Annotated in this window: 15 protein-coding genes; 11 read left to right on the forward strand and 4 right to left on the reverse strand. The window is 65.6% G+C overall.

Annotated features, from left to right (window positions below):
• The 9 genes from AC56LW_RS20850 to AC56LW_RS20890 all read left to right on the forward strand — a co-directional run bounded on the left by AC56LW_RS20850 (position 1) and on the right by AC56LW_RS20890 (position 11,530).
• Entirely contained in the window at positions 1–1,335 is a 1,335-nt protein-coding gene (locus tag AC56LW_RS20850; RefSeq protein ID WP_499637267.1) for a TldD/PmbA family protein, read from the forward strand.
• A gap of 70 nt (positions 1,336–1,405) precedes the next feature.
• The gene (locus tag AC56LW_RS20855) at positions 1,406–3,043 is read left to right on the forward strand and encodes a TldD/PmbA family protein (RefSeq protein WP_332533294.1); all 1,638 of its coding nucleotides are present in this window, start codon (positions 1,406–1,408) and stop codon (positions 3,041–3,043) included.
• Positions 3,044–3,053: 10 nt separating this feature from the next.
• Positions 3,054–4,391, forward strand: coding sequence for a TldD/PmbA family protein (locus AC56LW_RS20860; protein ID WP_332533293.1), 1,338 nt, complete (start codon positions 3,054–3,056; stop codon positions 4,389–4,391).
• A gap of 15 nt (positions 4,392–4,406) precedes the next feature.
• Positions 4,407–5,030, forward strand: coding sequence for a DUF4159 domain-containing protein (locus AC56LW_RS20865; protein WP_183554362.1), 624 nt, complete (start codon positions 4,407–4,409; stop codon positions 5,028–5,030).
• A gap of 3 nt (positions 5,031–5,033) precedes the next feature.
• Positions 5,034–6,038 (forward strand): AAA family ATPase, encoded by a 1,005-nt coding sequence (locus AC56LW_RS20870; RefSeq protein WP_332533292.1) that lies wholly within the window; start codon positions 5,034–5,036, stop codon positions 6,036–6,038.
• Positions 6,039–6,052: 14 nt separating this feature from the next.
• Positions 6,053–6,937, forward strand: a complete 885-nt coding sequence (locus AC56LW_RS20875) for a DUF58 domain-containing protein (RefSeq protein WP_499637269.1) — start codon at positions 6,053–6,055, stop codon at positions 6,935–6,937.
• Between the two features lie 6 nt (positions 6,938–6,943).
• Complete coding sequence (locus AC56LW_RS20880) at positions 6,944–7,927, forward strand: BatA domain-containing protein (protein ID WP_499637270.1); 984 nt, start codon at positions 6,944–6,946, stop codon at positions 7,925–7,927.
• On the forward strand, positions 7,911–9,998 hold the full coding sequence (locus AC56LW_RS20885; protein WP_499637271.1) for a hypothetical protein: 2,088 nt from the start codon (positions 7,911–7,913) through the stop codon (positions 9,996–9,998). The genes AC56LW_RS20880 and AC56LW_RS20885 overlap by 17 nt, the downstream gene beginning before the upstream one ends.
• Positions 9,995–11,530, forward strand: a complete 1,536-nt coding sequence (locus AC56LW_RS20890) for a hypothetical protein (protein WP_499637273.1) — start codon at positions 9,995–9,997, stop codon at positions 11,528–11,530. The genes AC56LW_RS20885 and AC56LW_RS20890 overlap by 4 nt, the downstream gene beginning before the upstream one ends.
• A gap of 235 nt (positions 11,531–11,765) precedes the next feature.
• Here the strand turns inward: AC56LW_RS20890 and AC56LW_RS20895 are convergent, their stop codons facing one another.
• Positions 11,766–14,189 (reverse strand): TonB-dependent receptor plug domain-containing protein, encoded by a 2,424-nt coding sequence (locus AC56LW_RS20895; RefSeq protein ID WP_332533287.1) that lies wholly within the window; start codon positions 14,187–14,189, stop codon positions 11,766–11,768.
• A 418-nt stretch (positions 14,190–14,607) separates the two neighbouring features.
• Between AC56LW_RS20895 and AC56LW_RS20900 the strand changes: the two genes are divergently transcribed.
• Both AC56LW_RS20900 and AC56LW_RS20905 read left to right on the forward strand, forming a co-directional pair.
• On the forward strand, positions 14,608–14,805 hold the full coding sequence (locus AC56LW_RS20900) for a hypothetical protein (protein ID WP_482896984.1): 198 nt from the start codon (positions 14,608–14,610) through the stop codon (positions 14,803–14,805).
• 1 nt (position 14,806) lies between these two features.
• Entirely contained in the window at positions 14,807–15,307 is a 501-nt protein-coding gene (locus AC56LW_RS20905; RefSeq protein WP_332533285.1) for a hypothetical protein, read from the forward strand.
• Here the strand turns inward: AC56LW_RS20905 and AC56LW_RS20910 are convergent.
• Genes AC56LW_RS20910 through AC56LW_RS20920 form a run of 3 tightly spaced genes read right to left on the reverse strand, consistent with a single transcriptional unit; the run spans position 15,276 to position 18,803 of the window.
• Complete coding sequence (locus AC56LW_RS20910) at positions 15,276–16,058, reverse strand: spermine/spermidine synthase domain-containing protein (protein ID WP_183554344.1); 783 nt, start codon at positions 16,056–16,058, stop codon at positions 15,276–15,278. The two genes, AC56LW_RS20905 and AC56LW_RS20910, sit on opposite strands and share 32 nt — an antisense overlap.
• Positions 16,059–16,113: 55 nt before the next feature.
• Positions 16,114–17,463 (reverse strand): sensor histidine kinase, encoded by a 1,350-nt coding sequence (locus AC56LW_RS20915; RefSeq protein ID WP_499637275.1) that lies wholly within the window; start codon positions 17,461–17,463, stop codon positions 16,114–16,116.
• Complete coding sequence (locus AC56LW_RS20920; protein ID WP_499637277.1) at positions 17,460–18,803, reverse strand: sigma-54-dependent transcriptional regulator; 1,344 nt, start codon at positions 18,801–18,803, stop codon at positions 17,460–17,462. The genes AC56LW_RS20915 and AC56LW_RS20920 overlap by 4 nt, the downstream gene beginning before the upstream one ends.
• Positions 18,804–18,814 lie beyond the last annotated feature (11 nt).

Below are 18,814 nucleotides of genomic sequence, written 5' to 3' on the forward strand. Positions count from 1 at the left end.
ATGAGTATCTTGACCCAGGAACAAACCAAACGCATCACCGACCGCGTGCTGTCGCTGAGCAAAGCCGATGAATGCATCGTCAACATCGAGGGCAACCGCATCGGCAATATCCGCTTTGCGCGCAACGCTGTCTCGACCGCCGGCCTGGCCGACGACACCCGCATCCAGGTGCAGGTCGCCTTCGGTAAAAAGCAGGGCACCGCGACCATCAACGAATTCGACGACAAGTCGATCGAGCGCGCGGTGCGCCGCGCCGAGGACCTGGCGCGCCTGGCGCCTGACAATCCGGAATTCATTCCGGCCATCGCCAAGACCGCCTACAAGCCATCGGACACGTTCGTGCAGAAGACCGCCGACATCGATCCGGAATACCGCGCGCAGGCTGCGGCTTATGCGATCGAAGGCTGCCGCAAGCGCGGCCTGGTGTCGGCCGGCTTCTTCACCGACCGCACCAGCTTTGAAACCATCGCCAACTCGAATGGCCTGTTCGGCCACCAGGTGGTAACGTCGCTGGACTTCACGCTGACCGTGCGCACCGAAGACGGCCGCGGTTCGGGCTGGGTCAAGCGCTCGGCGCGCGACGTCGCCAAATTCGATCCGCGCGAAGCGGCCGAAATCGCGATCGAGAAAGCATTGCGCTCGGTCGACGCCAAGGCACTGGAACCGGGTCGCTATACGGTCATCATGGAACCGGCTGCCACGTCCGACCTGCTCAGCTTCATGCTGGGTGGTTTCGATGCGCGCCGCGCCGATGAGGGCCGCAGCTTCCTGTCGAAAGCCGGCGGCAAGAATCGCCTGGGCGACAAGCTGTTCGACCAGCAGGTCAACATCTGGTCCGACCCGTGGGACAAGGATGTCGCGGTGCTGCCGTGGGACGACAACATGCTGCCGCGCGAGCGCGTGGAGCTGGTCAAGGATGGCAAGATCAATGCACTGGACTACTCGCGCTTCTGGGCGCAGCAGAAGAACCAGCGCGCGGTGGGCGCGGCCGGCAACATCATCATGGCCGGCACCAACAAGACCACCGAGGAGCTGATCGCGAATACCAAGAAGGGTGTGCTGGTCACGCGCACCTGGTATATCCGCATGGTCGATCCGCAATCGGTGCTGCTCACGGGCCTGACGCGCGATGGCACGTTCTACGTTGAAAACGGCAAGATCAAACACCCGATCAAGAACTTCCGTTTCAACGAAAGCCCGGTGTCGATGCTGAACAATATCGAGGAAATCGGCAAGCCGGTGGTCATCGGCGCCGATGAAGCACGCTACTCGATGCTGATCCCGTCGATGAAGATCCGCGACTTCAACTTCACGTCGCTGTCGGACGCGGTTTAAGCCCCATCGCTGCAACACCGTCATTCCCGCCAGCGCGGGAATGACGCGCAACCGCAAACGGATAACACACATGGAACGTCGACAATTCCTGCATATCGGCGCCGGCACGGCTGGCGCGCTGTTCATTCCGGTGTTCGGCAACGCGATCGCGGCCGAAGACCTGCTCAACCCGATGGCGGCAAGCGCCAAGAAAGCCCTGGCCGACACCGCGATGAACGCGGCGACGCAAGCCGGTGCGTCGTACTGCGACGTGCGCATTGGCCGCTACCTGAACCAGTTCGTCATCACGCGTGACCTGAACGTCGAAAGCATCAACAACACCGAATCGAGCGGCGTCGGCGTGCGCGTGATCGCCGGCGGCGCCTACGGCTTCGCCTCGACCAACGACATGACGACCGATGGCGTGGCCGGCGCCGCGCGCCAGGCCGTGGCGATTGCCAAGGCCAACGCCAGGCTGCAGACCGAGCCGGTGCGCCTGGCGCCCGTCAAGGGCGTGGGCGAAGTGGCTTGGGCCACGCCGCTCAAGAAGGACTGGCGCACGATTCCGGTCAAGGAAAAGGCCGACATGCTGATCGCCGCCAACAAGGCGGGGCTGGATGCGGGCGCGAACTTCATGACCGCGTCGCTCTTCCAGATCAACCAGCAAAAGTATTTTGCCTCGACCGACGGCTCGTACATCGATCAGGACATCCACCGTCTGTGGGCGCCGATCAATGCCACCGCCGTCGACAAGAAGAGCGGCAAGTTCCGCTCGCGCGGTGGCCTGGGCGCCCCGGCGTCGATGGGTTATGAATACTTCGACGCGCGCCCCGAGAACAAGGTGCGCGCCGCCGGCGGCGTCACGAGCCTGTACAAGAACGCCTACGACATCATCGAAGACGCCCGCATGGCCGGCAAGCAGGCGCGCGAAAAGCTGTCGGCCAAGTCGGTCGAACCGGGCAAGTACGACCTGGTGCTCAGCCCCGAACACCTGTTCCTGACGATCCACGAAAACGTCGGCCACCCGACGGAACTGGACCGCGTGCTCGGTTACGAAGCCAACTACGCGGGCACCAGCTTCGCGGGCCTCGACAAGTGGGAAACCAAAAAATTCAAGTACGGTGCGGAGCGCGTCAATTTTGTGGCGGACCGCACCACGCCAGGCTCGCTGGGTCTGATCGGCTTTGATGACGAAGGCGTCGCGGCCAAGAAGTGGGACATCATCCGCAACGGCGTGCTGGTGAATTACCAGGCCACGCGCGACCAGGCCCACATCATCGGCGAGAAGGAATCGCATGGCTGCTCGTATGCCGACAGCTGGAGCACGGTGCAATTCCAGCGCATGCCGAACGTCTCGCTCGAGCCGGGCAAGAGTCGGCTCACCCCGGATGAGATGGTGGCCGACGTCAAGAAGGGCATCTACATCCTGGGCCGCGGTTCGTACTCGATCGACCAGCAGCGCTACAACTTCCAGTTTGGCGGCACGCTGTATTACGAAATCAAGAACGGCAAGATCACGAACCCGCTGGAAGACGTGGCCTACCAGGCCAACACGCAGGAATTCTGGAATGCCTGTACCGCGATCTGCGACGAGCGCGATTGGCGCATGGGCGGGTCCTTCTTCGATGGCAAGGGCCAGCCAAGCCAGGTGAGCGCCGTGTCGCACGGGTCGAGCACCACGCGCTTCAACGGCATCAATGTCATCAACACCGCACGCAAGATCGGCTGAGGAAACCAAGATGAAAGCGCTCAATCAGGACCAAGCAAAACGCATCACCGACCGCGTGCTCGCCATGTCGAAAGCCGACGAGTGCACCGTGTCGATCGAAGGCAGCCGTGTGGGCAACGTGCGCTTCGCGCGCAACAGCGTCTCGACCGCCGGCCTGACCGAAGACATGCAGCTCGTCGTGCGCGTGGCCTTCGGCAAACGCAGCGGCACCGCGATCGTCAACGAATTCGACGACAAGTCGCTGGAAAAGGCCGTGCGCCGCGCCGAAGAACTGGCGCGCCTGTCGCCGGAAAACCCGGAGTTCATGCCGGCGATTTCCAAGCAGGCCTACCGCGCCACCAGCACCTTCGTGCCGGCCACCGCAGCGATCGATCCGGATTTCCGGGCGTCGGTTGCTGCCACCAGCATCGAGATGGCGCGCGCCAAGAAACTCGTCACGGCGGGCTTCTTCACCGACAGCACGCGCTTTTCGACGATCGCCAATTCGAACGGCGTGTTCGGCCACCAGGACTTCACCGACCTGTCGTTCAGCCTCACCGCGCGTACCGAAGACGGCCGCGGTTCGGGCTGGGTCACCCGCGCCGCCGTCGATGCGGCGCGCTTCGATGCGCGTGAAGCATCCGAGGTCGCCATCGAAAAGGCGCTGCGGTCGGTCGACGCCCGCGCGCTGGAGCCAGGCCGCTACACGGTGATCCTGGAGCCGGCGGCGACGTCGGAAATCCTCGGCAATATGTTCAGCGCGTTCTCGGCCCGCTCGGCCGACGAAGGCCGCAGCTTCCTGGCCAAGAAGGGCGGGGGCAACCGCCTGGGCGACAAGCTGTTCGACAGCCAGGTCAATGTCTGGGCCGATCCGTGGGACAAGGACGTACCGGTTGCGCCATGGGACAACGAATCGCTGCTGCCGCGCGAGCGCACCCAGTTGATCAAGGATGGCCGCATCGCCTCGCTGGACTACTCGCGCTACTGGGCGCAAAAGACCGGCAAGCGCGCCACCGCGGAACACGGCAACATGATCATGGCGGGCGGTACCAAGTCGCTGGAAGAGCTGATCGAAGGCACCAAGAAGGGCATCGTCGTCACGCGCACCTGGTATATCCGCATGGTCGATCCGCAGTCGCTGCTGCTCACGGGCCTGACCCGCGACGGCACGTTCTACGTCGAAAACGGCAAGATCAAGTACCCGCTCAAGAACTTCCGCTTCAACGAGAGCCCGGTCACGATCCTGAATAACATCGATGAACTGGGCAAGCCCCAGATTATCGGTGGCGACGAGGTGCCGTTCCAGATGGTGCTGCCGCCGATGAAGGTGCGTGACTTCAACTTCACGTCGCTGTCGGACGCGGTCTGACGGTCGGGCAAAGACATGGCCAGTTTTGACTTCTACTTCACGCGCCTGATGTACGAATCGGGCAACTGGGATGTGGATGTCCGCATGCCGAGCAACGTGCTGAACTCCCTCGTGGAGTACACCACGTTGCGGGTCGATACGACGGAACGCATGGTGGCCTTGTCCGACCCGAAGATGCTGCAGGCGCCGTTCTGCTACCTGGCTGGCCACAAGCTGGTGCAGTTCACGCCAGCGGAGCGGCGCAACTTCGAACAATACGTGCGTGGCGGCGGCTTTGTTTTTGTCGACGACTGCAACCACGACATCGACGGCCTGTTCGCCAAGTCGTTCGAGGCCGAGATGGCCAAGATCTTCGGGCTGAACGCGCTGAAGAAAATCCCGAACAAGCACCCGCTGTATTCGTGCTTCTTCAAGTTCGAGGATGGTCCGCCCACGACCGGCATGGAGCTCAATGGCTGGGGCGACGATCTGGTGCACGAGTATCTGAAGGCGATCGAGATTGGCGGGCGCGTGCGCGTGCTGTACTCGAACAAGGACTATGGCTGCGAGTGGGATTACGACTTTCGCAACAAGCGTTTTCTGGCGGTGGACAACACCCGCTTTGCAGTAAACATCATTCAATATGCGTTGGGAGCATGACCAGTGGCTGAGAGTAATTCGATAGCGTGGGACGAACAGGAAATCGCTGCACTGACGGCGAAAGTGGGCGAGCTCAAAGCCAGCATGGCGCGCGTGATCATTGGCCAGGAAGACGTCGTCAACCTGCTCGTTACGTGCCTGCTGGCCGGCGGCCACGCACTGGTCGAAGGCGTGCCGGGGCTGGGCAAGACGCTGCTCGTGAAATCCCTGGCGCAGGCGACCGACATGCAGTTCAGGCGCGTGCAGTTCACGCCCGACCTGATGCCGTCGGATATCGTCGGCACCGAGATCCTCGAAGAAGACCAGGCCACGCGCCAGCGCGCGTTCCGCTTCCAGCCTGGCCCGGTGTTTACGCAAGTGCTGCTGGCCGACGAGATCAACCGCGCGCCACCAAAAACGCAGTCGGCGCTGCTCGAAGCGATGCAGGAACGCTCGGTCACCTTCGCCGGCCAGACGCATAAACTGCCACGGCCATTCTTTGTTCTGGCCACGCAGAACCCGATCGAGCAGGCCGGTACGTATCCGCTTCCGGAAGCGCAGCTGGACCGCTTCCTGCTGCGCATCGATGTCGTGTACCCGACCGAAGACGAAGAAGTGCTGATGGTTTCGCGCACGACGCACGCCGGCTTGCAGGACGCCGAGCCGGTGATGGATGTCGCCACGCTGCTGCGCCTGCAACAGCTGGTGCGCGACATCGAGATTGGTGACCATCTGGTGCGCTATGCCACACGCCTGGTACGCGCCACGCGGCCAAGCGAGACGACGGTGGATGCCGTCAAAAAGCACATCGGCTGGGGCGCCGGGCCGCGCGCCGGCCAGGCACTGGTGCTGGCGTCGAAAGCGCGCGCGCTGATGCAGGGCCGGCTGGCCGTGACCCGCGACGACATCGGCGCGATGCTGCTGCCGGTGCTGGCGCACCGCGTGCTGCGCAACTTCGAGGCCGAAGCCGACGGCATCGCCATCGCCGATGTGTTGCAGTCGCTGCAGCGCGAGATCAAGGTAGCGTAATTGGCGATCGCAGAATGTCGTCCGTGAATTCGGCGCTGATCGCGCATACGACCCGGCTTGATCTCGTGATCCGTCACGTGCTGGCCGGGCTCGGGCACGGCATCCACGCGGGCCGCGAGCGCGGTGCCGGCGTCGAGTTTTCCGAGTACCGCTCGTACGTGCCGGGTGACGAGTGGCGCCGCGTCGACTGGAAGCTGGCCGCGCGCGCCGACCGTTATTTTGTGCGCGAGGCGGAGCGCGATAGCCACGTGGCCGTCTGGCTGATCCTCGACGCCAGCGCATCGATGGCCGAACCAAGCCGCAGCATTGAGGGCATCGACAAACTGACCTGCGCGCGCACGCTGCTCGCCTGTGTGGCCGCCATCGCGCAGCGCCAGGGCGATGCGTTCGGGCTGGTGATCCTGAGCGACGGCAAGGTGACGTTCACGCCCGCCAATCGCGGCCCGCGCCATCTGCAGCGCGTGCTGGCGCAACTGCAGCGCGCCATACCCGCCGGCCAGTTGCCGGACGCCGAAACGCTCAAGGCCAGCCTGCACTTTGCCCTCTCGCCCAGCGCCATCTACGCAGCGAGCGACTTGCTCGACTGGCCGTCGCCGCTGTCGCTGGCATTAACCCGGCTGCGCCAGATGCGCCACGACGTACGCGTGCTGTGCCTGCAGACGCAGGCCGAAATTGATGCCAGCTTCCCTGACACGCAGGCGTACCGCGACCCCGAGCATGACGAAGGGGTGTTCCGCTTCGGCGCCGACCTGAAAGAAGGCTACCGCCGCAACCGCATGGAACACTTCGATCGGGTGATGGCCCAGTGCCGCAGGAATGACATGCCGTTGACGCTGGCCGCCATCGAGCAGGCGCCGGGCGACGTGCTGCGGCGCTGGCTGCGCCGGCCATCGAGGTAATCGCCCATGAATGCACTCTGGTGGTTTGCGCTTCCCGTGTTGCTGCTGCCGGTCTGGTGGCACCGGCGCAAGCGCGTGCAGAACCAGGCCGCACTGATGGCCACTGCGCGTTTCTTGCCGCGCACCGAGCCGAAACAGACGCGCGTGTGGCGCTGGAGCGATCCGCTGCTGCTGTTGGTGCGCTGCTTGTTACTCGCGGTGCTCATCGCTTGGCTGGCTGACCCGGTCTACCCGTGGCGCGGCGACACGGTGGTCGTGACCGCGGGCGCTGATAAGGTCTGGGTCGAGCGCGAAGCCGCGCAGGCTGGTCTGGCACAAGCCGAGCGCGTGACGCTACCGGCGGCGCAGGCATTGCCCTGGTTGCACACGCATGAACGCGAATGGACTGGCGACGCGCGCCTGCTGGTGCTGGGTGACGTGCCGATGCCGGCCTCGAAGCCGGTGTTTGGCCGCGCTGTGACGGTGCGTACGCAGCCGACCGTGCCGGCCAACGTCGAGCGGCACGTGGTTATTGCCAGCGAGCGCCCACAAGCCTGGCGCCGCCTGTTCGCGGCGCAGGATGGTGTCGAGAAGATCGTCGTGGATGATGCGCCGGGCGCCAGGACGGACCTGATCATCTGGGACCGCGCCGAGGCGCCGCCTGCCACGCTGCGTGCCTCGCTGTGGTGGGTGACCAACCCGGCGGCGTTCCCCGAGCTGGCCAAGGCGCGCACGCTGAACGGTTTGCAGTACGCCGACAGCGCGCGTGGCCGCCTGTGGCACCACCCCGCATGGCCGCCGCAGGATGTCGACGCCGCGCGCGGGCTGCTCGACACCTGGCAGCAGCTGCACATCGGGCCGCGTCCCTACACCTTGCCGTCGCAAACGTTCGCCGCCTCGAAAGGCGCCAACGCACCGGCGCCGAGCGGCGCACTGCGCGACATCCTGCTGGCCATCCTGGTCGGCTTGTTCGTCCTTGAAAGGAGTCTCGCGCATGCACGGAGGCGTTGAGATCACCAAACGAGTATGGCGCGCAGCCCAGCTGCGCCGCATGCCGCTCTGGATCGGCGGGGCCTTGCCCTGGCTGGTCATTCCTTCGGGTCCGGGTTTGCTGGCCTGGGCCGGCTGGTGCGCGCTGGACTGGGTCAAGCTGCGCCGCCGCGTGGCGTACGAATGGCCGGCGTGGCTCGATGGCGCGGTGCCCGAGATGGAAGACAGCGCGGCCCTGCTCGACGCGGCCGACACGCCGATCGCGCGCCTGCAGCAGCAGCGCCTGTTCGCGCGGCTCGATGCGGCCGTCTCGCGCCAGCAGCTGCGCCAGATCGCGCGCCAGCATGTATCGAGCGGTCTGCCGATTCTGCTGGTCAGCGCGGTGCTTGCGGGGATGGTGTGGTACGCGACCACGCGGCCGGTGCAGGAGGGCGCAGTCTCGCCGCCGAGCCCCGTCAGCAGCGCGACCGCCGCCACGCTGGCCGGCCTGACGCTCAAGCTCGCGCCGCCGGCCTACACGGGCGTGGCGGCATCCACGTCGGCGCCGCGCGATCTGCAGGTGCCGGAGCAGACGGTCGTGACGTGGTGCCTGACCGGTGGCACGGGCGGCAACAATAAAATCGAGCTGGGTAACGGTGAAACACTCGAACCCGGTGAACAGTGCGCGCGCTGGACGGCGACCGAATCGGTCGTCTGGCGCTGGCGCGGCGCGCGCCACACGCTGCGCGTGATTCCCGATGCGCCGCCCGAGATCACGATCAGCGCCCCGGCGCAGATGATCCAGGACCTGCGCGACAACGCGACCGGCACCACGATGACGGTCCAGGTCAAGGACGACTACCGGATCACCCGTGCGACGCTGCACATGACGCTTGCGCAGGGCAGCGGCGAGAACGTGCGCTTTACGGACCGCGAGATGCCGCTGCCGGCGTCGAGCAATCCGAAGTTGCGCAACTGGTCCAGGACATGGGCCCTGAGCGAGCTGGCGATGGAGCCGGGCGACGAGCTGTATTTTTTCGTCCGCGCGACCGACAACGCGGGCCGCGCGCAGACCGTGCAGTCGCCGACGTACACCGTGCGGCGTCCGGCGCCGGAACAGGAGGCCGAAGAAGAGAGCGCGGCGATGCCGTCGCTCGTGAAGCCGGCGTCGCTGCGCAGCCAGCGCCAGATCATCATCGACACCGAACAGCTGATCGCCGACATGCGCAGCACGAAGCTGGCAGCCGCCGACGTGCGTGACCGCAGCGAGCGGATCGGCGACGACCAGGCGCAGCTGCGCCGCCGTTATGGCCAGTTCCTGGGCGAAGAGTCGACGCTGTTCGGCGAGGAAGCGGCCAAGGCACCACGCGCCGCCGAGAAGCCTGACGAAGAAGAAGGCCACGAGGGCCACGATCATGCACCCGGTGGCCATGACCACGATCACGACGAGCCGAATCAGCGCAAGGGCGGCATCGTCAATGAGACGCAGCAGATCCTGGCAACCTACGGCCACGCGCACGACGAAGCCGAGAACGCGACGATGTACGACGAAGGCACCAAGAAGGTGCTGCGGCGTGCGCTGGTCGCGATGTGGGAAGCCGAAAAATCGCTGCGCGCGATCACGCCGAAAAGCGCGCTGGCCCCCGAACACAAAGCTCTGGAAGCGATCAAGGAATTGCAGCAGGCCGAGCGCATCTACCTGCACAAGACCGCCTTCACGCCGCCACCGATCAAGGAAGAAAAGCGCATGACGGGCGAGATGGACGGCGCCGCGAGCTACCGCCGCACGCAGGCGGAGCAGGCTGCGGCGCTGCCGGAAGAACTGCGCGAGCTGGTGCAGGCCTTATCGGGTGAGGCCGCGCTGCCGGCGCTGTGGATGCGCACCGCGAACGACTGGGTGCGCACGCGCCTGGTCGAGGATGAGCAGCGCCTGGCAGCGCAGCGCGCGATCCAGGACGTGGCCGACGGCTGCCTCGCCTGCCGCCCGGTGCTGCGCGCGTGGTTGCGCTCCGGCGCGGGGCAGGGGCAGGTGCTGTTGCAGGCGAAGACCAGTGTCGATACGGCGTTCGCGCGCCGCTGGCGCGAGTCGGCTGATGGAGCGGCCAGGCCATGAACCAGCAGTGGCTCATCGCCGGCATCGTAGTCGCAGGCATCGTCAGCGCCGGCCTGTATCTGCGCCGCCGCCAGTGGCTCGATGCGCTGCTGGTCATCGTCGCCGCCGCGAGCCTGGGCCTGTTCGCGCTGGACTTGCGCATGCCGGGCGAGGGCGGCCGCACGCTGGCCATCGATCCGGCCGCGCCACCGTCATCACTCGAAGGTGTGAACAGCCTGACGCTGAAGGGCGATGGCCTGCGCACCGCCGAATGGAATGATTTGCCGGCACGGCCGTTGGCTTGGGAAGCGCCACGCGGCGGCACGCTGCGGCTTGCGTTTCCAAGCCAGGTAGCGCTGGGTCGCCAGTTCACGCTGACGATGGAGCGCGAAGACAAGACCGACGCGCGGCTGCAGCTGCTGGCCGAGAATGGCCAGCCGCTTGCAGAAGCGCGGGGCACCGGCGACCTGCGCGTCGACTGGATGCCGCCGGTGGCCGAGCGCGTCGTGCTCAAGGCGCGGCTGCTTGACGCCAAAGACAAGGTGATTGCCGAGGGACCGGTCCCGTTCATCGTGCATGCGCCAGCGCCGCTGCAGGTCGTCGGCCGCTTCGGCGCGCCATCGTTCGACCTTCGCGTGCTGAACGACCTGCTGACCGCTAGCGGCGCGCTGCTCGACTGGCAAGTCACGCTGGGCCGCGCAATCACGCGCACCGAAGCGCCGCGCACCGAGATGGCTTCGCCCAACCTGATGGTAATCGATGCTGCACGCTTCGAGCGGATGGCGACCGGCGAACGCAGCGCGCTGCTGGACCGCGTGGCCAAGGGCATGCCGCTGCTGGTCCTGGGCGGCAACGCGAACGATCCCGGCGTCTGGTCACGCACGCTGCAACTGCCGCTGCGCGCACAGCCACTGGGCGCAAAGATCGACGCGCCGTTAGAAATGCCAGTGGCCTCGCTGCTTCCCGCATCGCGCGACGCCGGTCCATGGCGCGGCACTGACAATATGGTCTGGACCCGCGACTGGCAACAGGGCCGCATCGCCTGGCTGGGCGTCACCGAATGGCACCGCCACGCGATCGCCGAGCCGCGCGCGCTGGCGCTGTGGTGGCAAGGCGTGCTGGACCGCGTGGGTGTCGAAGAACGGCACAAGACCGAATGGCTGGCCCCAGGCGACATGCCGCTGGCAGGCCAGCGCCTGGAACTCTGCGCGCGCGGCGTCAGTGGCCAGGTGACACTTCCCGATCTGAATCAGTCGCTTGGCTGGCAACGTCGCGCAGATCGCGCCGATGCATCATGCGCAGCGCTGTGGCCGCAAAAAGCAGGCTGGTTGCAATTGCAGGACCAGAACGCCGGCCCGCATGCAATCTATGTGTACGCGACGAACGACTGGCCCGAATGGCAGGCAGCCGAGCGGCGCGATGCAACGGCGCACTACGCCGCCCGTTCGCAGATCCAGACGATGAACGGACCAACACGACCGGCACCATCCTGGCCATTCGCACTCGCTTTCGCAGCGGCCATGCTGCTGCTATGGTGGCGCGAGCGGCGCTGAAAAAAAAAGCCGGGGTCAGGTCTGACATTCGGACACGGCCCCAGCTGTAGCAATGCGTATTCAGAACGGCTATGCAACAACTGTGCCGAAATTGATCGCAAAGACGCACTTTCCTTACTCTTCTGAACTCGGATCGAGCTACTAATGAAGAGGTCGTGTCCGAATGTCAGACCTGACCCCGGCTGTTCCTGCAGAGGTCGTGTCCGAATGTCAGACCTGACCCCCGCTGTTTTCATTAGAAGGTGTAGTCAGCCTTGACGTATGCCGTGCGGCCGTTCATCCCGAATGGGCAGGTTTCCCAGCAGTAGGTGAAGCCCAGTTGCGGGAAGGGGGCTGCGCGTACCGGGTCCCATTTGGTCGGGTAGGTGTCGAACAGGTTGTTGATCCCCGCCGACAGGCTCAGGCTCTTGTTGAATGTGTAGCGGCCCGTCAGGTCGACGATCCATTTGGCTTCCCACGTCTGCACGAACGGTGCCGTGAAGCCCTGGCCCTGCACTTCGCCGAAGTAGTTTGCGCGGCCCGTCACGTTCCAGGCGCCGGCCGTGTAGTCGGCCGAAACCACGTGGTGCTTGCGCGGCTGGCCGCGTTCGATCAGCGTCACCTGCGCATCGTCGAACAGCTGCGCGCCGGTCAGCACGGGCGATTGCGAATTGCGCGCCTTGACCTCGGTCTTGTTGAAGCCCAGCTGACCGGACAGCACCAGGGTCGAGCCCTGGCCGCGGATGGTCTGCTGCGCTACCAGGTCCAGGCCCGTCGTCGACGTGTCGATCGCATTGGTGAAGAACTGCGCCTGGCCCACGCGCAGCGGATCGAGGATTGCGCGGATCGGGCATGCGGCCGGTGTCGCGCAGGCGCCCGACTCTGGCGAGATCGTGCTCGAGAACACGATGCGGTCGTCGATCTTGGTGCGGTACACGTCGGCGGTCAGCGAGAACGTGGTGGTCGGCCGCAGAATCACGCCGATGCTGGCGCTCTTCGACGTTTCTTCCTTCAGCGGTGCGATGCCGAAGGCGCGCGTGACGGCGCTGTCTTCGCGCGCCGTCAGCGTTTCGGTCAGCACGCCGGCCGAATTCAGGTTGGTCGAGACCGAGCTGTAGAACTTCTGCTGCACGCCTGGCGCCCGGAAGCCCGTCGACACACTGCCGCGCACGCCCAACGAGCGGCTCGGGTCCCAGCGCGCATTGAGCTTGCCGATCGTCGTGTTGCCGAAGTCCGAATAGCGCTCGTGCCGCACTGCCGCGCCGACCGAGACATCCGGGCCAAACTTGCGCTCCAGGTCGACGTAGAAGGACGTGTTGTGGCGGCCCTGGTCGACCGCCGTCGATGGCGTATAGCCCGGGAAGCCCTGGATGCCCGAGGCCGCGATGCCGCCGTTCTGGTCGCGGATGATGATGGCGGGGTTGTTGGTGCGGCCGTACTGGTACGAGACCGGGTCGCCCGCCTCGATCTCGTAGTTATCGCGGCGCCACTCGACGCCGGCAGCGACGAACAGCTCGCCGCCCATTAGATTCACCGGACCCTTGAAGTCGAGGTTGAATGTGGTCTGCTCGAACTTGAGCGTGCCGGTGTCGGCTTCGCGCGGCGATTCGCCGTTCTCGTACCAGTAGCTGACGTTGATCGAGTTCCGTTCATGGAACTGGAGCTGGCTGCGGCCATGGTTCACGCTCGCGTCCATCGACCAGTCCTTGCCCAGGTCGTGGCGATAGCCGACGGCGAGCGACGCATCCTGCACAGTGGTGACGATGTTCGGCAGGAAGCCTTCCGGGTACACCGCCGGGACGTTGCGCCCATCTTCTTTCGGGCGGAAGAAGCCGCCCGAATCGCCCTTGCGTTTCGAGGCGCCGCCGAACGCATACAGCTCGCCGCCGCCCATCGGCAGGGCCGAATTCATCCACAGGTAGTAATCCTTGGCGTTGCTGTCGCCCAGGCGCTGCGTGACGCGCGGCGGATTCACGCGCGCGGTGTCCAGGCCGGCGCGGTTGGTTTCGTCGCGCTTGCGCGCTTCGACCGACAGGTTCAGGTAGCCGCCATCGCTGCCCAGTGCGAAGCCGCGGCTGGCGCTGGCCGAGTAGGTGTCGCCATCGCCTTCGTCGGTGGTGCCGGCGCTGGCGCTGACGATGCCGTTACCGACACCCTTCTTGAGGATGATGTTGATGACGCCCGCAATGGCGTCCGACCCGTACTGGGCGGCGGCGCCGTCGCGCAGCACTTCGATCGACTGGATCGCCGACAGCGGGATCGCGTTGATGTCGGTGCCGGCCGAGCCGCGGCCGATCGTCTGCTGCACATTGACCAGCGCCTGCTGGTGGCGGCGTTTGCCGTTGATCAGCACGAGCAGCTGGTCGGGGCCGAGGCCGCGCAGCGTGGCAGGGCGGATGATGTCGGTGCCGTCGCTGACGAACGTCGACGTGAAGTTGAACGACGGGTCGAGGTCTTGCAGCACCTTGCCCAGTTCGAGCGTACCGGCTGACTGGATGTCTTTCGTGCTGATCAGGCCCACGGGCACGGCGGTATCGAGCGCCGTCTTGGCCTGGGTGCGCGAGCCAAGCACCACGACTTGCGACATATTGCTGTCGGCTTCCTGTGCGCTGGCTGGTGCGAGCGCCGCCAACAGGGCTGACGCCAGCAGAGCGCGGCGTGGCAGTGTTTGCTTCATCATCCTCTGTCCCCTTTTCATCGATTTTTATGTCGCCCTGTTATCAGAGCATTATTTAATCTTAGCAACGGGGTGGGGGTGCCGACGAACGAGCATGTGAAATAAGTAAGTACGATCGTGTCTCGGGAGCAAATACGTCGTACAAAAGAGACAGGTTTACTCGTTAAACAATACTTTCATGAGTAGCGAGTAATGCTTTGAGTATTAAGCACTTTTCCAAAAGAAATAATGTTCGAAAAGTATTGTTTTATTGTTACGTTATTTAACAAGTTTTTCAAATGTGCGCGGCTCGCGACAAGCTACGATAGCCGTTAACCATGCCAAACAGGCACGGCGGCAGGCGGTTCATTCCGCCGACTGGATTTCACCATGCCCGTGCGCCGCGCGGGCGAAATCCGCCGACCACCTCAGGCAGCACACCATGATCCAGCGACGAACCGACGAGCGAACCGCGCTTGCCACCGAATATGCGTTATTCCTGGCCGAGACGCGCGGCGTCAACGCAGGGCTGGTGTACCTCGAAAGCTGCAACGTCTCACGAGAGATCCTGCTGCGCGCCATGCAGGATCCCGCCGCCCGGCGTGTCCGGGAACGGCGCCAACGGCAACGGAACGATTAGCATGAATATCACCCAGCTTTGCAAACGCTATGGCCTCGAGCATTACGGCAGTCTCGAAAGCGCCTGGGACGCCCACAGCGCAACCGGCATCGTGCTGATGCAGCTCTGGCACGCGCCCAATCAGAAGATCAGCGACCACCCACTCCCGGGTGCGCAGTTGCGCGTGCGCTGTCTCGACGCGTCGGATATCCCGATGCCGCTGGACGACGCGCGGGCAGCGCGTGGGCGCAGCATCGAAGCAGTGGAGGGAGGCGCGCGTGGCTATGCCGCGATGTCGATTCCGCCCACGCAGTCGCGCGGCGCCGGGGCCTGGGCCAAGTACGCCAACCTGGAACGCGTGTTCCCCGTGCTGGCGCTCGAGCGCGAGTCATGCGGCACCGTTTTTGCGGTGCTGGGCGCACCGGTGCCGGCGTCCGAACTGGGCGTGGCGTCGCCCGAGCCGGGGCATCGGGCGGGCACGGCGCGCCATGTCAGCCTTGATGGTCGCGCATCCATTCCTTGAGGCCGTTCACCCAGTTCTTGGCCGGCAGATTCAGGCGCCGCTTGATTTCGCCGGCGCGCTCGTAGAGCACTGAGAAGTCCAGCTGCGGGGCGTCCCTGAACGCCACCACCACCACATTGGCATCGTGCACCTCGGGCAGCCAGACGACGGCGTCGAAGACCTGCTCCATGTTCAGGAAATTCTTGTCGTAGTTGCTGAAGTCGCCGAACACGTTGGCGGTCATGACGCCGCCCGGCGCCAGGCAATCCAGGCAGCCCTGGTAGAACGCTTCCGAATCGAGCACCGGGCCGCGCGCGTCCTGGTCGTACAAGTCCACCTGCAGCACGTCGGCCTTGCCATGGTTGGCCGGATCGAGCACGAAGTCCATCGCGTCCTGCTCGCGCACGTCCAGGCGCGCATCGTTTTCCGGCAGGCCGAACAGGGCGCGGCAGATCGCGATCACGTTGGGGTTCAGTTCGACGGCCGTCACGCGCGCATCGGGAAAGCGGGCATACGTGAACTTGGTCAGCGCGGCGCTGCCCAGGCCGAGCTGCACGACGTGGCGCGGCGCGCTCTGGAACAGCGTCCACATCATCATCATCTGCACGTATTCGAGCTCGATCGTATCCGGCTTGGCCAGCCGCATCGCGCCCTGTACCCACGAGGTGCCAAGGTGCAGGAAGCGCACGCCCTCGAATTCGTCGATGGTGGCAGGTGGATGGCCGGGCTGGGCGAAGCGCGGATCGATGACGGTGGGTGACTTGGCAGACATGGCACGAAGCGGTGGAGGGCAAAGCCGATGTTACCAGAGCCGCCCCTGCAGGCTCTCAGGTCGCCGCCAGCGCCGGCAGGAACAGCGTCACGGCCAGGCCGCCGCCGTCGCGGTTGGCCAGCAGGATGCGCCCGCCGTGCGCCTCGGCGATCTCGCGCGCGAGCGCCAGCCCCAGGCCGGTGCCGGCGCGCTTGGTCGAATAGAACGGCACCAGCGCGTGCGTGAGCACCGCTTCGCTCATGCCGCTGCCGCGGTCCGTCACATCGATGCGCACCTGGTCCTGCACGCGCCGTATCTGCAACTGCACGGCCTCTGGCCGGGAACCAGATTCGTGCGCGTTCTTCAGGAGATTGAGCAGCGCCTGTTCGAGCTGCGCGGCGTCGATCCAGGCCGCATCCTGCGGCAGCTCGTCCGCGACGGCGAACGGTACCTGGCCAGCCAGACGCGTGACCAGGGCTGGCCAGCTGCAGGCTTCCAGGCGCGGCGTCGGCAGCTTGGCAAAGCGTGCGTAACCCGAAATGAAGCTCTCCAGGTGGCGCGTGCGTTCGCCGATCGTTTCCAGGATCTGCGGCAGGCGTTCGAGCTGGCCGCGCCGTACCAGCTCGGCCCCGGAGTGCGCGAGCGACGCCAGTGGCGCCAGCGAGTTGTTCAATTCGTGGCTGATCACGCGGATGACTTTTTTCCAGGTCTGGACTTCCTGGCGCCGCAGTTCGACCGTCAGGTGGCGCAGCAGCAGCAGCTCGTGGCGCCGGCCATTGAGCGTGAAGGTGCTGCGCGCCAGGTGATAGACCTCTTCGGCCTCGCCTTCGCCAGCGGTAAACAGGCCGTCGCCACCGCGCGCCAGCGCGTCGCGCAAAGCGGCCGAAGCATCATCGAGCACCGCCCGCAGGCTGTGGCCTTCAAGCTTGCGCCCCTGCGCCAGCAACTGGCGCGCGGCGATGTTGGCGAACACGATGGCGCCGCCGGGCGTCGTCGAATCGGCCACCAGCAGCATCGCGACCGGCGTGTTCTGCACCATCGAGTCGAGTAGCAGTTCGCGCTGCGCCAGCCCCAGGCGCTGCTCGCGCAGCACGTTGCCCAGGTTGTTGTGGGCCGCGATCAGGTCACGCAGTTCATCGTTGTGCGGCCAGTGCAGGCTGCACGAAAAGTCGCCGTCGCGATAATTGTCGACCGTGCCTTCCAGCGCCCGGAACAGCGACAGCACCGGCTGCAGCTGTGCGCGCAGCGTGATGACGGCCAGCGGCACCAGCCCAAGCAGGCAGATGGCCAGCACCAGCAGCGGCCGGGCGGGCAGCAGGTGATCCAGCAGCAGTGCGGCAAGCACCGCCAGTGTGAGCAGCGTGCCCACCAGCGCCGACAGCCGCGTGACCAGTGAAAACCTGGGCTGGCGCGCGCTGTCGGTCATGGCCGCGCGATGCCCAGCCGCTCCATGCGGCGGTACAGCGCCTGGCGCGACAGGCCAAGATCGGCCGCCGCCTGCGCCACCACGCCGCCGGCACGCGCCAGGGCCGCCACCAGCGCGGCGCGGTCCGGCTCCGCTTCCTGGCCTGATACCGATGCCGGCGTGCTCGCTGCCGGCAGTCCCAGGTCAGCCACCATGACGGTATCGCCATGCGACAGCAGGCTGGCGCGCGCCATCACGTTTTTCAGCTCACGTACGTTGCCGGGCCACGGATAGGCCATCAGCGCCGCTTCGCTGGCCGGGTGCAGCGCCTTGCCGGCAGCCAGGAACGAACGCGCCAGCGGGAGGATGTCGCCGGGGCGCGCGCCCAGTGGCGGCAGGCGCAGCTCGATCACGTTGAGGCGGTAGAACAGGTCTTCGCGAAAGGTGCCGGCGCGGATCATCGCGCCCAGGTCGGCATTGGTGGCGCTGATCACGCGCACGCGCACCTGGCGCTCGCGATTGGAGCCAAGACGCTCGAAGCGGCCCGTTTCCAGCACCCGCAGCAGTTTCATCTGGCCGGCCAGCGGCAGGTTGCCAATTTCGTCGAGGAACAGCGTGCCGCCGTCGGCCGCTTCGAACTTGCCTTCGCGCGCTTTCGACGCGCCCGTGTAGGCGCCGGCGTCGGCGCCGAACAATTCGGCTTCGATCAGTTCGGACGGCAGGGCGCCACAATTGAGCACCACGAACGGACCCTCGGCCACCTGCGAGTTGGCCTTGATGATGTCGGCGATGCGCTCCTTGCCGGCGCCATTCGGGCCGGTAATCAGCACCGGCACGTCGGCGCGCGCGACCTGGCAAGCCAGGTGCAACACGCGTTCGGTGGCCGGGTCTTGCCAGACCAGGCCGCGCAGGTCGAAGTTCTGCTCGAGCGCCAGCCGCGCCTTGCGTTCGTGCTGCAGGCGGCTGCCCAGCGCGCGGTTGGCTTGCCCCAGTTCGATCAGGTTGCTGACGCTGGCCAGCAGGCGCTCGTCGTTCCACGGCTTGGGCAGGTAGTCGGCGGCGCCGGCCTTGACCAGGTCGACCGCCGCGTCCAGGTGCGTCCAGGCGGTCAGCAGGATTACCGGCAGGTCGGGATGGCGCGCGCGGATTGCGCGAAACAGCGCCACGCCTTCTTCGCCCGATGTGGTGTCGGCCGTGAAGTTCATGTCCTGGATCACCAGGTCAATTGGTTCGCGCGCCAGCACATCCAGGCCTTCTGCGGGCGAAAGCGCGCGCAGCGTGGCGATATCGTGCAGCGAAAACAGCACGTCGAGCGCCATGGCGACGGCGGCATTGTCGTCAATGATGAGAACTGTGGGCATGGCCGCCAGCA

The organism is Telluria sp. LT2P80 (assembly GCF_059685955.1).

Bases quoted from the DNA above. Each gene is read 5' to 3' on its own strand.
- AC56LW_RS20855 (WP_332533294.1), top strand. From the start codon at position 1,406: ATGGAACGTCGACAATTCCTGCATATCGGCGCCGGCACGGCTGGCGCG.
- AC56LW_RS20895 (WP_332533287.1), bottom strand. From the start codon at position 14,189: ATGATGAAGCAAACACTGCCACGCCGCGCTCTGCTGGCGTCAGCCCTG.
- AC56LW_RS20850 (WP_499637267.1), top strand. From the start codon at position 1: ATGAGTATCTTGACCCAGGAACAAACCAAACGCATCACCGACCGCGTG.
- AC56LW_RS20900 (WP_482896984.1), top strand. From the start codon at position 14,608: ATGATCCAGCGACGAACCGACGAGCGAACCGCGCTTGCCACCGAATAT.
- AC56LW_RS20875 (WP_499637269.1), top strand. From the start codon at position 6,053: ATGTCGTCCGTGAATTCGGCGCTGATCGCGCATACGACCCGGCTTGAT.
- AC56LW_RS20915 (WP_499637275.1), bottom strand. From the start codon at position 17,463: ATGACCGACAGCGCGCGCCAGCCCAGGTTTTCACTGGTCACGCGGCTG.
- AC56LW_RS20905 (WP_332533285.1), top strand. From the start codon at position 14,807: ATGAATATCACCCAGCTTTGCAAACGCTATGGCCTCGAGCATTACGGC.
- AC56LW_RS20880 (WP_499637270.1), top strand. From the start codon at position 6,944: ATGAATGCACTCTGGTGGTTTGCGCTTCCCGTGTTGCTGCTGCCGGTC.
- AC56LW_RS20865 (WP_183554362.1), top strand. From the start codon at position 4,407: ATGGCCAGTTTTGACTTCTACTTCACGCGCCTGATGTACGAATCGGGC.
- AC56LW_RS20910 (WP_183554344.1), bottom strand. From the start codon at position 16,058: ATGTCTGCCAAGTCACCCACCGTCATCGATCCGCGCTTCGCCCAGCCC.
- AC56LW_RS20885 (WP_499637271.1), top strand. From the start codon at position 7,911: ATGCACGGAGGCGTTGAGATCACCAAACGAGTATGGCGCGCAGCCCAG.
- AC56LW_RS20920 (WP_499637277.1), bottom strand. From the start codon at position 18,803: ATGCCCACAGTTCTCATCATTGACGACAATGCCGCCGTCGCCATGGCG.
- AC56LW_RS20890 (WP_499637273.1), top strand. From the start codon at position 9,995: ATGAACCAGCAGTGGCTCATCGCCGGCATCGTAGTCGCAGGCATCGTC.
- AC56LW_RS20860 (WP_332533293.1), top strand. From the start codon at position 3,054: ATGAAAGCGCTCAATCAGGACCAAGCAAAACGCATCACCGACCGCGTG.